Genomic DNA, 14,791 nt, shown 5'->3' with positions numbered 1-14,791 from the left:
CGCAGGTCAGCCGACTGTCCGAGGGAAAACTTGGGATCGGTAGTCGGCGCGGGATTTCTACCTTTCTCTCAACGGGTTCACCGACCCGCTCACACCGAGAGAGAACGGAAACACCATGAACACCAAGCTGATCGCCACCCTCGCCGCCGCCTCCGCCGCGACCGCCCTGTTCGTCACCGGCTGCAGCGACACCGGCAGCTCCACCAGCACCCCGTCCAGCACCGCCGCAGGCAAGTCCACCGCCACCGTCGACGGCAAGGAACTGACCGCGAAGTTCGACACCACCTGCGCCAAGCAGGGCGGAACCCTGGCGCTCGCCCTCACCGATACGGCCAACGCCACCTACGGCAACCTCTCGGTGAGCGCCTCGATCACCGGCGAAACGGTGCAGGCCGTCGCCATCGCGGGCAGCCAGGGCGGGTCGAGCGGCATGCCGTACGCCGTGGGCTACGGCAACGGCCAGCCCGGCGGCTCGGCCACCCTCGCCAAGGACGGCAACACCTTCCGCGTCACCGGCGAGGGCGTCGGCGCCCCCGACATGACCAACCCGCTGGCCGGCCCGTCGACGGTGAAGTTCGACATCACCTTCGCCTGCTCCACCATCGTCGGCTGACCTGACCCCCTGATCGCGATCCGGTCGCATCCATCCCGAGGAGAATCATGAAATCCAAGCTGCGTGCGGCCGCGGTCGCCTTCGGAATCCTGGCCATCGGCTACTACCTCTACTACGGCCTCACCTACACGCCCGACGAATTCACCGGCACCATGCTCGGCTGGGTCGGCCCGCAGATGGCGTTGCCCATCATCGCGCTGACGATCGTGCCGATGGTCTTCGCCTTCACCGGCGACGGCATCTTCGAGGCCTTCACCGGTCACAACAGCTCGGAGTTCCGCGGCGGTGAGATCGGTATCGGCACCATCACCTCGTTCCGCCAGACCGGGGTGTCGGTCAACGACCAGCCGCAGGTGCGGATCGAATTCCGGGTCGAAGGCGCCGACGGCAAGACCTTCGACTCCCACGCGAAGATGATCGTGCCGCTCACCGAACTGGCCCTGCTGCGCCCCGGCGTGGTCCTGCCGGTGCGGTACCTGCCCGGCCGCACCGACAAGGTGGAGGTCGACCGCTCCGGCGACGCAGGCGCCGCCCAGCGCGCCATGAACGAATCGCTCATCCGCAAGGGCATCACCACCCGCGACAAGCTCGACATCGCCGAACGCGGCATCGCCGCCCAGGCGGTGGTCCGCAGCCTCGATGTGCCCGGACGCATCCGCGGCGGTTACACCGAGGTGGTGCTCGGGCTGGTCGTCACCCGCCCCGACGGCAGCACCTTCCTGACCGGCGCCGCGAAGTACCTGCCACCGACCGCGATCGGATCGGTACAGGTGGGACGCATCATCGGCGTCCACTACCTGCCCGGCGACGAACAGGAGGTGGTGATCTCACTGCCCATCAATGCCTGACCCACCCCCACTCGGCGCGTGCTGCCCACGCGCCGAGTTTTGGTCGTGCGTTCACCTTCACGTTCCCGACGCCTCGCCTGCGCTGCCTACCGTGCCGGAAACCGCACTAATCAGGAGTAATCGTGAGTCTGAAACCGCTCGCCCTTTTCGTCACCCACGACGGTCAGTCGTCACGCTCGGCCATCACCTGCGAATACAAGTGTGGCAACGCCTGCTTCCACGAGGTCCCCAACACCTCCGACGGCGAGTACTTCGGTGACATCGTCGCCCGGCTTAACCGTCGCGGACTCATCAAGGGCGGTGCCGCGGCGGTGCTCGCCGTCGGCGCCGCGAGCATGCTCGCCGCCTGTGGCGACGACAGCTCCGACACCGGTTCGACCGGTTCGCCCGGCACCGGCACCGGCTTCACGCCCGTCGCGCCGAACAAGGAAGACGCCGTCGTCGTCCCCGAGGGCTACGAGCAGTCGGTGCTTATCCGCTGGGGTGACGCGGTGATCGAGGGCGCGCCCGCCTTCGACTTCGAGAAGCAGACCCCGGCCGCCGCCGCTCAGCAGTTCGGCTACAACTGCGACTTCGCCGGTCTGCTGCCCATCGAGGGTGAGGCCGACAAGTACGTGCTGGTCGTGAGCCACGAATACAGCACCGAGCCGATGATGTTCCGCGGCTACAACAAGGACGCGCCGACCCGCGAGCAGTTCGAGATCGCCCTCGCCTCGCACGGCCTGAGTGTCGTCGAGGTGCACGGGCAGGCCGGATCGGGTCAGCTGAAGCCGGTGTTCGGCAAGTACAACCGCCGCATCACCGCGACCACCGAGTTCGAGGTGCGTGGTCCGGCCGCCGGTAGCGCGCTGCTGAAGACCAAGGCCGACCCGACCGGTACCAAGGTACTCGGCACCCTGAACAACTGCTCGGGTGGTGTAACCCCTTGGGGCACGGTGCTTTCCGGTGAAGAGAACTTCAACCAGTACTTCGGAAATGCCGAGAAGGTGACCGACGCCGACGTCGCCAAGAAGCTCAAGCGCTACGGCATCGAGGGCGGCGCGTCGGAGCGTCGCTGGGAGAACTTCGACCCGCGCTTCGACCTCACCCAGGAAGTCAACGAGGTCAACCGCTTCGGTTACGTCGTCGAGGTGAACCCGTGGGATGCGTCCTCGGCGCCGGTGAAGCACACCGCGCTCGGCCGCTTCAAGCACGAGGCCGCCACGATTCACGTCACCGCCGACGGCAGCGTCGTCGCCTACAGCGGTGACGACGAGCGCTTCGACTACATGTACAAGTTCGTCTCCGCCAAGAAGGTGCAGCCGGGCGTCGGTGCGTCGAGCATGCGCCACAACATGACCATCCTCGACGAGGGCACCCTCTACGTCGCCAAGCTCACCGGCGACCACGCCGCCGAGATCGACGGTTCCGGCAAGGTCCCCACCGGCGGTTTCACCGGTAAGGGCGAGTGGATCCGCCTGCTCGAGACCGGCGCCGACGGCAAGGGCAAGTCGTTCGTCGACGGCATGTCGGCCGAAGAGGTCGCCGTGTTCACCCGCCTGGCCGGTGACAAGGTCGGCGCGACCAAGATGGACCGCCCCGAGGACTTCGAGACCAACCCGAAGACCGGCAAGGTGTACGTGGCGCTGACCAACAACACCAAGCGCGGCGAGGAAGGCAAGCCGGGCCCCGACGAGGCCAACCCGCGCAAGCTGAACAAGAACGGCCAGGTCCTCGAGCTCACCGACAACCACACCGGCACCGAGTTCACCTGGACCCTGCTGCTGGTCTGCGGTGACCCCGCCGCCGCCGACACCTACTTCAGCGGCTTCGACAAGTCCAAGGTGAGCCCCATCTCCTGCCCCGACAACCTGGCCTTCGACCCGTACGGCAACCTGTGGATATCCACCGACGGCAACGCCCTGAAGTCCAACGACGGCCTGTTCGCCGTGGTCCTCGACGGCCCCAACCGCGGTGAGACCAAACAGTTCCTCACCGTCCCCCGCGGCGGCGAGACCTGCGGCCCGATCATCACCGAGAAGCAGGTCATCGTCTCCGTCCAGCACCCCGGCGAGTCCGACGACGCCACGGTCGACAAGCCCCTGTCGAACTGGCCCGACGGCGGCACCACCCAACCCCGCCCCTCGGTCGCGGTGGTCTGGAAGAAGAACGGCGGTCGCATCGGCGTCTGATTCCCGCCGACACCCGATCTGCTGACGAAGCCGCTACCCGACTGGGCGGGTAGCGGCTTTGTCATGTCACCGCCGCGTCAGGATTCGTCGGTGGGTGGACGTATGTTGGGCGCACGGCGGCGATGGGAGTGGTGTGAAGGTGGGTAGGCGGGTGCGGTTCGAGCCGGGCGTGGAGGTGCTGGGGGAGCTGCGAGCCGCGGTTTCGCCCGATGACGATCCGGTGGCGGAACGCGAGGTTTCCGGGGTCGAGTATCGGGACATCGATTTCGCCGATGCGCAGGTGTACGGGTTCGGTGCCGAGGGCTGCCGGTTCGTGAGTGTGCGGTTCCCGACTTTGTTGCGGCAGGCCACTATCGCGGAATCGGAATTGCAGGTGTGTGATCTGGCGAATGTGCAGGCCGATGATTCCTCGATGTTCGAAAGTGTGGTCGGCAACGGCCGGATCACCGGGTTGTCATGGACCGCAGGGGTTCTGCGTGACGTGCTCGTGGAGTCGACGCGAGCCGACATGGCGTCGTTCGCCGAATCCCGGTTGAGCAAGGTCGTTTTCCGGGACTGCGATCTGCGCCAGGCCGATTTCCAGCGCACCGACTTCCGCAACGTGCGCTTCGAACGCTGCAATCTCGCGGGTGCCCGGTTCACCGGAGCCCGCATTCACCAGGACCTTCGTTTCGAAGACTGCGATCTCACCGGCATCTACGGGGTCACGGCGTTGCGTGGGGCGACGATCCAGGGCGGTGACCTCGAAACGTTGGCCGCCACACTGGCCCGCGAGCTGGGCATCACGGTGGAGCTCGGAAGCTAGCCCAGCCAGTCGAGGACCGAGGCGGCCGTCCAGGACTGTTGCATGCTGCCGAGCGGGGCGCCGGTGAAGGGCTCGTAGTACTCGGCGAAGGAGCCGTCGGCGGCTTGGCGGAGGCCTTCGGCGCGCAGGAGGTAGGCGCGTTCGGCCCAGCCTCGGCGGGCGAAGGCCCAGGAGAACAGCCAGCTCATGACCGGCCAGACGGGGCCGCGCCAGTATTCGCGGGGACGGAAGTCCTTGGCGACGGGGGAAGTCGACGGTGGCAGGGCGTAGCGCAGGTCGGGGTGGCCGCAGAAGCGTGGCCCCTCGAAGGTGTTGAGCAGGGCGCGTTCGGCGGGCCGGGACAGCCCGCCCGAGATCAGCGGCGCGAACATGGCCAGCGTCTCGGTGCTGATCCACCGGCCCAACCGCACGTCGTAATCCTTTGCGGCACCGGTCCGTTCGTCGGCCGTGGCCGCCACACCCTTGCGGAAGCGCGCCGCCCAGCCGTGCAGTTCACGCACATCGGAATGCGGCTGCTTGTACTCCTCGCCGATATCGGCGAGCACCTCGCAGGCCAGCGCGAAGATCGCGGAGACGAACACGTCCTCCACGGCGAAACTCATCACCGAGGTGAGCTGGAAGTCGTCGTAGTTGGCGCGCCGCATCTGTTCGACCAACCACAGGTACCGGTCGTACTCCCGGTCGCTCGGACGCTGGGTGGGGTCGGAGATGACGACGGTGTCGGCCCGGCGATACGGCGGAAGATCCACGCCGGGAACGACATTGGCGTAGGCGCGGTCCCAGCGCGGCGAGTTGTCCATGCCGGATTCCCACCCGTGGTACAGCGTGATCCGGCCGTTCTCCTTGGGGTCGCGCGCATGGGCGAGCCACCGGTGCCAGCGCACCAGATCCGGCCACCGCCGATTCAGGAACTCCTGCGCCACCGCCCGCGTGGAACGCCCGTGCCTGCGCGAATGGTCGAGAATGCGCTGCACCGCGATGGCATGCACCGGCGGCTGGGTGATGCCGGAGGTGTCGGGTCCCTCGGGGGCGTTGGCGGCCAGCCTGCGGCACTCCCAACGCGCGGGCCCCGGGAAATACCCGTCGACACCATTGGCGAACACGATGTGCGGGATCATCCCGTTCTTCCACTGCGCCGACAGCAGCGTGTCGAGTTCGACGACCGCCCGCTCCACGCTCAACGGCGCGAGCCCGACCGCGACGAACGCCGCGTCCCAGCTCCACATGTGCGGATACAGGCGCGGCGCGGCACTGGTCATGGTGCCCAGGTCGTTGCCGCGCAGAAGGTAGGCGGCGCGTGCCGCGAGCTGCGTGGGGGTGAAACCCGGGTCGGTCATCTCCCTATTCTGCGGCGGAGCAGCACCGATGGCATCCCGACATGACTGTGACGATCAGTACCCGGTCTCGCGGGTGACATTCTGCGACGCCGTGCCGACCGAACTGAGCATGGTGGTGATGCACAACCCGAGCACCAGGTTGATGACCGCGGTCGCGATCTTGGCCTCGATATCGGCGACGAAGGTGAACGGCAGGATCACCGCCACGGCCGTGAGCAACAGGCAGATCCAGGTGAAGAACGTCATCGGACTCGGCATCGCCAGCAGCAGCACCATCAGCAGCGCGGTGGCCAACAGGGCGGCACCCGCGGCGGCGACGGCATACGACGTGGTGGAGACGGTGCCATAGGCGCCCGCACCCTCCGGGGAGAGGATCGCGATGCCGAGCACACCGCGCACGAGCATGATCGCGACGACCGCGAGCAGCGCGGCGACGACGGCCGTCCCGATGCCGCCCGCCCACAGCTTGCCCACATTGACCTTGGGCTCCTGGGGTTCGCCCGGCTGCGGGGCGTACTGGCCCTGGCCGTAGTGCGGCTGGCCCTGCTGCTGCGGATACTGCGGGTCCGAGGGTCCGTAGTTGTACCGGGGATCGGTCATAGTGCGACGGTACTAGTGCACGCCGACATCCGCCCGAGGAACGCACAGGTGTCGGTATCCGTACGCCGGATTAGCGTGGGGCCTATGACGGTGACAAGTACTCCCGCTCCGATTGCCCTCATCACCGGCGCGAGCCGCGGCCTCGGCGCCGCCATCGCCCGCGACCTCGCTCCGACCTACGATCTGCTGCTCGGCGCCCGTTCCGCCGACTCGCTGACACCGATCCTGGACGAGCTGCCGGGCGCGACCGGTTGGCCGGTGCCGCTCACCGACTATCCGGCTGTCGCCGAGGCCGCCGCGCGCATCGAGCGGCTCGACGTGCTCGTACACAACGCGGGCATCGCCGATCTCGGCACCGTCGCAGAATCCTCGCTCGACCAGTGGCGCAACACGCTCGAGGTCAATCTGATCGCCGTCGCCGAGCTCACCAGGCTGCTGCTTCCCGCGCTGCGCGCCGCGAACGGGCATGTGGTGCTGATCAATTCGGGTGCGGGGCTGCGGGCCAACGCGGGGTGGGGTTCGTACGCGGCGAGCAAGTTCGGGTTGCGGGCCTTCGCGGACGCATTGCGGCTGGAGGAGCCGCAGTTGCGCGTCACCTCGATATTCCCCGGTCGCATCGATACGGATATGCAGCAGGCGATCGTGGCTGAGGAGGGGCGGGAGTACCGTCCCGAGGAATTTCTCACCGCCGAAACGGTGGCGCAGGCGGTGCGAAACGCCGTCGACACTCCGCGCGACGCGCATCCGACGGAGATCGTTCTCCGGCCGCGCTGACGGGGACATTGTTCGTCCCAAAGTGGTCCCTGGTTCTTCTCTTCGAGGGAATCTCGGGCTACCGTCCCGCTGAGCTGTGCCGATCGCATCCGGTCATGAGGAGGAGTGGATGGACAGACGTCGAATGCTGACCTTGCTCGCCGCGGGGACGGTCGGGGCACTGGCCGGTTGTGCCAGCGCGGGTGGCGAGACCGCGCCCGTCGGCGAGGCGGTCGTGCCGGTCCCACCGCCGCCCGCACCGACGCCGAAGCAACTGGTGCTGCCTCCGCCGCCGGGCGGTCCGAAGTCGATCATCGGCGCCGAGACGATCACCGCCCTGCCCGGTCAGGGCTCGAGCATGGCCCTCACCGTCGACGACGGCGCGAGCCCGGAGGTGGTCGGCGCCTACATCAAGTGGGCCGAGGACACCGGCGCCCGCTTCACCTTCTTCGTCACCGGTTCGTTCGAGGCCTGGACCATCCATCGAGATGCCCTGCGCCCGCTGGTCGACTCGGGTCAGATCCAGCTCGGCAACCACACCTGGAGCCACGAGGCACTCACCAAGATCGGCGCCGACGGGGTCGTCGACCAGCTGAGCCGCACGAAAACCTTCCTGCACAACAACTTCGGTGTCGACGGCACCCCGTTCTATCGCCCGCCCTTCGGCTACCACAACGCCACGGTCGACAAGATCGCCGCCGACCTCGGCTACACCGTGCCGACCATGTGGTACGGCTCCCTGTCCGACTCGGGTCTCATCACCGAGGAGTACCTGATGGAGTGCGCCCGAAAGTATTTCGCCACGCAGACCATCATCATCGGCCACGCCAACTTCCCGCCGGTCACCCACTGCTACGGACAACTCGTCGACATCATCCGCGAGCGCAACCTGTCGCTGGTCACACTGAACGACGTGCTCGAGGTTCGATCCTGACAAAAATGGGCCGGCGAGAACAGAACTCGCCGGCCCATCGGTAGCTCATCGGCTACGGCACGATATTCACCATCTTGCCCGGCACTACGATCACCTTGCGGGGAGCCGCGCCCTCGAGCAGCGCCAAGACCTTCTCGTCGGCCAGCGCGGCCGCCTCGATCGCGGCCGGGTCGGCGTCGGCGGGCACCTGGATCCGGCTGCGCACCTTGCCCTTCACCTGAATCGGGTACTCCACCGAATCCGCCACGAGCAGCGCCGGATCGGCGGTCGGGAAGGGGCCGTGGGCCAGGGAAGTGTTGTGGCCCAGCCGTTCCCACAGTTCCTCGGCGATGTGAGGCGCCAGCGGAGCGAGCATCAGGACCAGGGGTTCCACGGCCGCGCGCGGTGCGCCGTCGGGGTAGTTCTTGGTCAGGTGGTTGGTCAGCTCGATCAGCTTCGCGCCCGCGGTGTTGTCGCGCAGGGCGGCCAGGTCCTCGTCGACACCGGCGATGGTGCGGTGCACCAGGCGCAGCGTCTCGTCGGACGGTGCGGCATCGGTGGCCTTCACCGCGCCGGTCTCCTCGTCGACCACCAGTCGCCACACCCGCTGCAGGAAGCGGTGCGCGCCGACGACGTCCTTGGTCGCCCACGGACGCGAGGTGTCCAGCGGTCCCATCGACATCTCGTAGAACCGGAAGGTGTCGGCGCCGTACAGGTCGCACATCTCGTCGGGGGAGATGGCGTTCTTCAGCGACTTGCCGATCTTGCCGTATTCCTGGGCCACCTCGATCTCGACGCCGTCGGGACCGGTCCAGAAGAACTTCGAGTCACGCTCCACCACCTCGGCGGCGGGCACGTACGCACCGCGCTCGTCGGTGTAGGCGTAACCCTGCACGTAACCCTGGTTGTAGAGGCGGCGGTAGGGCTCGCTGCCCGACACATCGCCCAGGTCGAACAGCACCTTCTGCCAGAAGCGCGCGTAGAGCAGGTGCAGCACCGCGTGCTCGACACCGCCGACGTACAGGTCGACGCCACCCGGGTCGTTCGGGCCGTGCTTGTCGGTGCGCGGGCCGAGCCAGTACTTCTCGTTCTCCTCGGCGCAGAACGTCTCGGTATTGGTCGGATCGGCGTAGCGCAGCTGGTACCAGGAGCTACCCGCCCAGTTGGGCATGACATTGGTGTCGCGGCGGTACTGCTTGGGCCCGTCGCCCAGGTCGAGTTCCACGTTCACCCAGTCGGTGGCCTTGGCCAGCGGCGGGGACGGCTCGGAGTTCGCGTCGTCGGGATCGAAGGTGACCGGCGCGAAGTCCTCCATCTCCGGAAGTTCCACGGGCAGCATGGATTCCGGCAGGGCGTGTGCGACACCGTCGGCGTCGTAGACGATGGGGAACGGCTCACCCCAGTACCGCTGCCGCGCGAACAGCCAGTCGCGCAGCTTGTACTGGATCTTCCCGGTGCCGTGGCCCTCGGCCTCCAGGCGACCGATCATGGCCGCCTTCGCCTCGTCGACCGAAAGTCCGTTCAGGAAGCCGGAATTCACCAGCTCGCCCTCACCCGACCAGGCCGCCTCGGTGATGTCGCCGCCGGAGATCACCTCGACGATCGGCAGGCCGAGGGTGGAGGCGAAGTCCCAGTCGCGCTGGTCGTGGCCGGGCACGGCCATGATGGCGCCGGTGCCGTACCCGCTCAGCACGTAGTCGGCGATGAAGATCGGCACCTGGCGGCCGTCGGCGGGGTTGGTGGCGTAGGAGCCGAGGAAGACGCCGGTCTTCTCCTTGTTCTCCTGCCGCTCCAGATCCGACTTGGCCGCGATCGACTTGCGGTACGCCGCAACGGCTTCCGCCGGGGTGGCGCTGTCGTTGGTCCAGCGGGCGTCGGTGTCGGCGGGCCAGGCGGTGGCGGTCAGCTTGTCGACCAGCTCGTGCTCCGGCGCGAGCACCACATAGGTGGCGCCGAACAGGGTGTCGGGCCGGGTGGTGAAGACCTCGATGGTCTCGCCCTCGGGGGCGTCGAAACGCACCTGCGCACCGCGCGAACGCCCGATCCAGTTGCGCTGCATGGACTTCACGTTGTCGGGCCAGTCCAGCTCGTCCAGGTCGTCGACGAGGCGGTCGGCGTAGGCGGTGATCCGCATCATCCACTGCCACATGCGCTTACGGAACACCGGGAAGTTGCCGCGTTCGCTTCGCCCGTCGGCGGTGACCTCTTCGTTGGACAGCACCGTGCCGAGGCCCGGGCACCAGTTGACGATCGAATCAGACTGGTAGACCAGGCGATACGAGTCGAGCAGGGCCGTACGCTCGGTGGCGCTCAGCGATGCCCAGTCGCCCTCGGGTACCGGACGCGCACCGCCGGCGAACTGCTCTTCGAGCTCGGCGATCGGCCGGGCGCGACCGGCCTCCTGGTCGTACCAGGCGTTGTAGATGCGCAGGAAGATCCACTGCGTCCACCGGTAGTACTCGGGATCGGTGGTGGCGAAGGAGCGACGCGGGTCGTGGCCGAGGCCGAGCCGGTCCAGCTGACGCTGCATCGTCGCGATGTTCGACTCGGTGGTGACGCGCGGGTGCGCACCGGTCTGCACGGCGTACTGCTCGGCGGGCAGGCCGAAGGCGTCGTAGCCGAGCGCGTGCAGCACATTGCGCCCGCGCATGCGGTGGTAGCGGCCGAACACGTCGGTGGCGATGTAGCCGAGCGGGTGGCCCACGTGCAGGCCAGCGCCCGACGGGAACGGGAACATGTCCTGGATGAACAGCTTGTCGTCGGGGGTGTCGCCCGCGAGCGGCCCGACCGGGTTGGGCGCGTTGAAGGTGCCGCGTTCGGCCCAGTTGCGCTGCCAGCGCTGTTCGATCCGCCCCGCCAGCTCGGCGTTGTACCGGTGCTGAGGTACGTCACTCTCGGTCGCACGAGTGTCCTGCACGGTCCCGCCTTCTTGTTCTCGCCGATCAGGGGTAAACATCGTCTAACAGGGTAGAACGTCGTGGCGAATTCATTTCCGAAGGGCTGCGCAGCGAGGCGCGCTGTGCGGCGGGTCACCTCGGCGGGGAGCACCGGATCGGTACTCGACAAGGGTGCGCTAGCCTGCATGAATGGTCGTCGTCGCTCTTCTGCTCTTCGCGCTGGCCGCGGTCGCCATCACGACCGGTGTGCTCGGGCTGCTCGGCAAGTTGCCCCGCAATCGTTTCCTCGGTGTCACCACCGAGGCGGCCCTGCACAGCGACGACAATTTCCGCATCGCCAACCGCATCGCCGCCCCCACCTCCGTCGGCGCGGGCGCCCTGCTGTTCGCCGGCGGCCTCGTGGTCCTGGTCGCAGGCGGTTTCGCCGCCCTCGGCGTAGCCGCCGCCGTCGCCGTGATCGCGATCTTCACCCTCGGCGCGGGCGCGAACGCCGCCGCCCGCACGGTAGAACCCCTCCTGCCCCCCGCCCCGGCCGGCGGCTGCGGCTCCTCCTGCGGCAGCTGCTCCCTCCGCGACACCTGCGCCCCCGCCAACTGATCCTGGTCTCACCGCCGCCCTTCCGGTACAACGGAAGTAGGTACTTACCGGGGGGTTCATGATGATTTTCGGAGTGGTGGTTCTCGTAGCGTTCGGTGGCGTGGTCGCCGTCAGCTTCGTTCCTTGGCTCGGCATCGCCTTGTTCGTGCTCGCGGGGGTGCTGTTCGTCGTCGGCATCGTGCAGAGCAGGCGTGAGCGGGTCCTGTTGACGAAGCCGCAGGCTCGTCGTGCCGGCGCGGCGGGTGCCACTGGTGGCGGTTGGTCGGCGGCGGGGTTCTTCGACTGGGGCGGTGGCGGTGGTGGTCACTCCGGAGATGGCGGCGGTGGTGGCGGCTGCGGCGGTGGTGGTGGCTGCGGAGGCGGCAGCTGACCGGGTGCCACTGCTAGTTCGCGGTAAGTGAATCGCAAGGTGGCGCACCTAGATTCGGGATCGAGAGGCAGATCCCGAATCAGGAGGAGCCATGAGTTTCGTCGATCTCGTCGGCACGGTTCTCAGTGTTGGCGTCGCTGTTCTGGTTGTGGCGATGGTGGTGTTCGTTCCGCTGGCCATTCTCGCCGCGATTTTGCAGGCGGCACTCGATTCGGGATCTCGGCAGTCTCCGCAGTACCGGCCGGGCCCGCGTCAGCGCCGGAACCGGAACGACCGCTGGTCCAGTGGTAGCGACTGGACCTACAACGGCGGTTATGCGGGCGGCTCGTCCAGCAACTGGTCGGACGGCGGCGGTTCGTCGAGCAGCTGTGACTCCGGTTCGAGCTCGTCGAGCAGCTGCGGTGGGGGCAGCAGTAGTAGTTGCGGTGGAGGCGGCAGCTGCTGAAATCAGCCGCCCGACGGGGCTGGCACCTGACGTGACAGCGGCGCACCCGCCGGGTTCACGTAGAGCACGAGGATGCGGACCTCGGTGGTCCCGTTGTTGCGGGCGACGTGGGCGTTGTGCGGCCCGCTCGGCTCGCGGAACAGCCGGAACCGGCGATATTCGGCGGGTCCGCGAGCAAGGTAGGGATGGTCGAGCACACCGCGGGTGACCAGCACGAACAACGTTCCGTCGTGGAAATGCCAGCCGCTGGTGCCGCCGGGAACGATACGGGTGCGGCGGACGACGATGTCGCGGCCCGCCAGCCGCAGGCGCAGCAGCGTACGGCTGGCGGTGCCGACCGCCGGGGCCGGGTTGGCGACGAACACTCGGGTGCACCTGCGGATCATGTCGTCATGAAACCACCTCCGCGCAGCCAGGCGAGGGCAGCGTGCACGGCGCGTCCCGCCGCCGGATCGCCTACCGCGATGCGGGCGCTGCCGTCGGGATAGGCCTTGGCTTCGATCCCGGCCCGGCGCAGCGCCGTCGCCACGCCGGGCCCCGGCAGGTACAGGAAGTTCGCGTGACTTTCCGGGATGTCGAAACCGCAAGCCCGCAACGACAAGCGCAACACATCGCGTTCCCGGTTGATGCGCTCCACCCGCTCGCGCAGTTCCTCGCCTGCCGCGTAGGCGGCCCGCACCGCGGCGACCGAGGCGGTGGCGACCCCGAACGGCAACTGCTGCGCACGGACCCGCTCGATGAGCGCACCGCGCCCGACGCAGTAGCCGATACGCAGTCCCGCCAGCCCGTACGCCTTGGAGAACGTGCGAAGGACGAGCACGTTCGGATGCCGGGCAAGCAGAGCATGCAGATCGAGCCGATCGCCCGCCGCGAGGAATTCGACGTAGGCCTCGTCGAGCAGCACCGGCACCCGCTGCGGCACCGCCGCGACGAACTTGCGAACGGCGCCCGCGTCGAGCACCGTCCCGGTCGGATTGTGCGGCCTGCACAGCACGACGAGCGCCGTCCGCCGGTTCACCGCACGCCGCATGGCGGTGAGATCCTGGTTGCCGGAGAGATCGAGCGGCACCGGGACGACCGTCATCCCGACCATTTCCGCCATGATCGGATACCCGTCGAATGTCGGTGTGCCCGTGACGAGTTCACCGCCACCCAGGGCGCGCATCACCTGCATCGCGACCCCGGTGGCCCCGGCGCCGACCACCACGTCGGCGGAGGAGACACCGAGATGCGTGGCGATGATCCGAGGCAGTTCCTGCGGAAGAAATTCGGGGTACCGATTGGCGTGAGTGAGTGTCTCTTTCACCGCCGTGAGCACAGAAGGCAAAGGCGGAAAAGGATTCTCGCTCAGTCCGAGGTCGAACGCGGTCGGTACCGGTTCGCTGCCGAACCGCTGTGACGGGATGGTCGGCTCGACCAACCGCACACTCATCACGCCGCTCCCCAGCGCACCGCCGCGGCGCCGGCGAAGTCACCCGCGTGCGCGAACGCCGACAGCAGCACAACCGAACCATTGCGCAATCGTCCGGCCTGGTTCTCCACGTCGAGCGTCACGGGAATGCCTGCGGCGAAAAGGTTTCCGCACCGGTCGAAGGTGTCCGGGTGACGGTCGGCGGGCAATTCCAGCGCGTCGTGCCAATTGCGCAGGAACAGCCGATTGGGCTGATTGGTGACGAAAGTATCGATATCGCGGCTCTTCACCCCGATCCGATCACACACCGCGAGCGCCACTTCCGGAACGAGCCGGTTACCGCGCGCGAACACCTTGGTGATCTTCGATTCGGAGAAACTCACGCACCCCTGGCCCTCACCCGGTTCCCAGTACTTGCGGGTGCCGTTGGTGGTGAAGTCCATATCGCCCGCGAATTCTGGGTAGGTGCGGCATTCGATATCCAGAATCGGCGCCGAATCGTCCTTGCGCAGCAGACCGATTCCGCAACCGTCGCCGGGCACCGGGGCCTGGGCGAGTTTGCGGATGTCGGGCTGGGTGAACACCGGGCCCGCGCAATTCTGGGCCGCGACGATCAGCGCTGTCTTCGCGTCGCTCGTCGCCATCATCATCCGCGCCATCGCCATCATGTGCACGAAGGCCGCGCAGCCGCTGTTGTGCACGTCGAGCACCTGGGTGGGGCGCGCACCGAGCCTGCGGGCCAGCTCGGGTGCGGCGCCGAGCACCGGATTGTCGGGCAGCTGGGTGTGGGTGATGATGATGTCGATCTCGGCGGCGAGGTCGGCGCCGTGGCGTTCGCGCAGCACGTCGAAGGCGCGTTCGGCCATGTCGACGGCGGTTTCGTCGCGCCCCACATGGTGGCGCCCGGTGGGCGAACGGAACATCACGTTCTTGGCCATCCGCTCCGAGCGGGAGAACTGGGTGAAGTATTCGGTCGGCACCGGGTCACCGGGCAGGTAACTCGCGACATCGACCAGACTCACTGACGGCAT

Annotated in this window: 15 protein-coding genes; 9 read left to right on the top strand and 6 right to left on the bottom strand. The window is 67.7% G+C overall.

The window, feature by feature from the left end; translation table 11 throughout:
• Positions 1-115 precede the first annotated feature (115 nt).
• The 4 genes from AB0I19_RS21425 to AB0I19_RS21410 all read left to right on the top strand — a co-directional run bounded on the left by AB0I19_RS21425 (position 116) and on the right by AB0I19_RS21410 (position 4,437).
• Positions 116-613 carry a lipoprotein LpqH gene (locus tag AB0I19_RS21425; RefSeq protein ID WP_357150700.1) on the top strand — a complete coding sequence of 166 codons (498 nt, stop codon included), beginning with the start codon at positions 116-118 and terminating at the stop codon, positions 611-613.
• A 47-nt stretch (positions 614-660) separates the two neighbouring features.
• Positions 661-1,461: a hypothetical protein gene (locus AB0I19_RS21420; RefSeq protein ID WP_067497666.1), complete on the top strand. Its 801-nt coding sequence runs from the start codon at positions 661-663 to the stop codon at positions 1,459-1,461.
• Between the two features lie 122 nt (positions 1,462-1,583).
• A complete protein-coding gene (locus AB0I19_RS21415) occupies positions 1,584-3,632 on the top strand; it encodes a PhoX family phosphatase (protein WP_067497669.1) in 2,049 nt (682 codons plus the stop codon).
• 151 nt (positions 3,633-3,783) lie between these two features.
• Positions 3,784-4,437 carry a pentapeptide repeat-containing protein gene (locus tag AB0I19_RS21410; RefSeq protein ID WP_357150699.1) on the top strand — a complete coding sequence of 218 codons (654 nt, stop codon included), beginning with the start codon at positions 3,784-3,786 and terminating at the stop codon, positions 4,435-4,437.
• Here the strand turns inward: AB0I19_RS21410 and AB0I19_RS21405 are convergent.
• Together AB0I19_RS21405 and AB0I19_RS21400 are read right to left on the bottom strand one after the other, a co-directional pair.
• A complete protein-coding gene (locus tag AB0I19_RS21405; RefSeq protein ID WP_357150698.1) occupies positions 4,434-5,774 on the bottom strand; it encodes a glycogen debranching protein in 1,341 nt (446 codons plus the stop codon). The two genes, AB0I19_RS21410 and AB0I19_RS21405, sit on opposite strands and share 4 nt — an antisense overlap.
• A gap of 54 nt (positions 5,775-5,828) precedes the next feature.
• Positions 5,829-6,374, bottom strand: coding sequence for a DUF6069 family protein (locus tag AB0I19_RS21400; RefSeq protein WP_067497675.1), 546 nt, complete (start codon positions 6,372-6,374; stop codon positions 5,829-5,831).
• 84 nt (positions 6,375-6,458) lie between these two features.
• Here AB0I19_RS21400 and AB0I19_RS21395 point away from each other — a divergent pair, with 84 nt between their 5' ends.
• Positions 6,459-7,148 (top strand): SDR family oxidoreductase, encoded by a 690-nt coding sequence (locus AB0I19_RS21395; protein ID WP_357150697.1) that lies wholly within the window; start codon positions 6,459-6,461, stop codon positions 7,146-7,148.
• 109 nt (positions 7,149-7,257) lie between these two features.
• Positions 7,258-8,061 carry a polysaccharide deacetylase family protein gene (locus tag AB0I19_RS21390; protein ID WP_357150696.1) on the top strand — a complete coding sequence of 268 codons (804 nt, stop codon included), beginning with the start codon at positions 7,258-7,260 and terminating at the stop codon, positions 8,059-8,061.
• Positions 8,062-8,113: 52 nt separating this feature from the next.
• On the opposite strand, the gene leuS is transcribed toward AB0I19_RS21390, so the two are convergent.
• Positions 8,114-10,957 carry a leucine--tRNA ligase gene (gene leuS, locus AB0I19_RS21385; protein WP_357150695.1) on the bottom strand — a complete coding sequence of 948 codons (2,844 nt, stop codon included), beginning with the start codon at positions 10,955-10,957 and terminating at the stop codon, positions 8,114-8,116.
• A 169-nt stretch (positions 10,958-11,126) separates the two neighbouring features.
• Here leuS and AB0I19_RS21380 point away from each other — a divergent pair, with 169 nt between their 5' ends.
• From AB0I19_RS21380 to AB0I19_RS21370, 3 genes are all read left to right on the top strand, one after another.
• A complete protein-coding gene (locus AB0I19_RS21380) occupies positions 11,127-11,534 on the top strand; it encodes an SdpI family protein (protein ID WP_067497689.1) in 408 nt (135 codons plus the stop codon).
• Positions 11,535-11,607: 73 nt separating this feature from the next.
• The gene (locus AB0I19_RS21375; RefSeq protein WP_357150694.1) at positions 11,608-11,904 is read left to right on the top strand and encodes a hypothetical protein; all 297 of its coding nucleotides are present in this window, start codon (positions 11,608-11,610) and stop codon (positions 11,902-11,904) included.
• Between the two features lie 91 nt (positions 11,905-11,995).
• Entirely contained in the window at positions 11,996-12,349 is a 354-nt protein-coding gene (locus tag AB0I19_RS21370) for a hypothetical protein (protein WP_067497695.1), read from the top strand.
• 2 nt (positions 12,350-12,351) lie between these two features.
• Here AB0I19_RS21370 and AB0I19_RS21365 read toward each other — a convergent pair whose 3' ends face one another.
• Genes AB0I19_RS21365 through AB0I19_RS21355 form a run of 3 tightly spaced genes read right to left on the bottom strand, consistent with a single transcriptional unit; the run spans position 12,352 to position 14,791 of the window.
• A complete protein-coding gene (locus tag AB0I19_RS21365; RefSeq protein WP_067497697.1) occupies positions 12,352-12,735 on the bottom strand; it encodes a hypothetical protein in 384 nt (127 codons plus the stop codon).
• On the bottom strand, positions 12,732-13,781 hold the full coding sequence (locus AB0I19_RS21360; protein ID WP_357150693.1) for an aminotransferase class I/II-fold pyridoxal phosphate-dependent enzyme: 1,050 nt from the start codon (positions 13,779-13,781) through the stop codon (positions 12,732-12,734). The genes AB0I19_RS21365 and AB0I19_RS21360 overlap by 4 nt, the downstream gene beginning before the upstream one ends.
• Positions 13,781-14,791, bottom strand: coding sequence for a 3-oxoacyl-[acyl-carrier-protein] synthase III C-terminal domain-containing protein (locus tag AB0I19_RS21355; RefSeq protein ID WP_357150692.1), 1,011 nt, complete (start codon positions 14,789-14,791; stop codon positions 13,781-13,783). The genes AB0I19_RS21360 and AB0I19_RS21355 overlap by 1 nt, the downstream gene beginning before the upstream one ends.

Origin of the sequence: Nocardia sp. NPDC050413 (assembly GCF_040655475.1) — a bacterium.
Taxonomy (GTDB): Bacteria; Actinomycetota; Actinomycetes; order Mycobacteriales; family Mycobacteriaceae; genus Nocardia; species Nocardia coubleae.
This window is presented reverse-complemented; position numbering and strand designations above follow the sequence as displayed.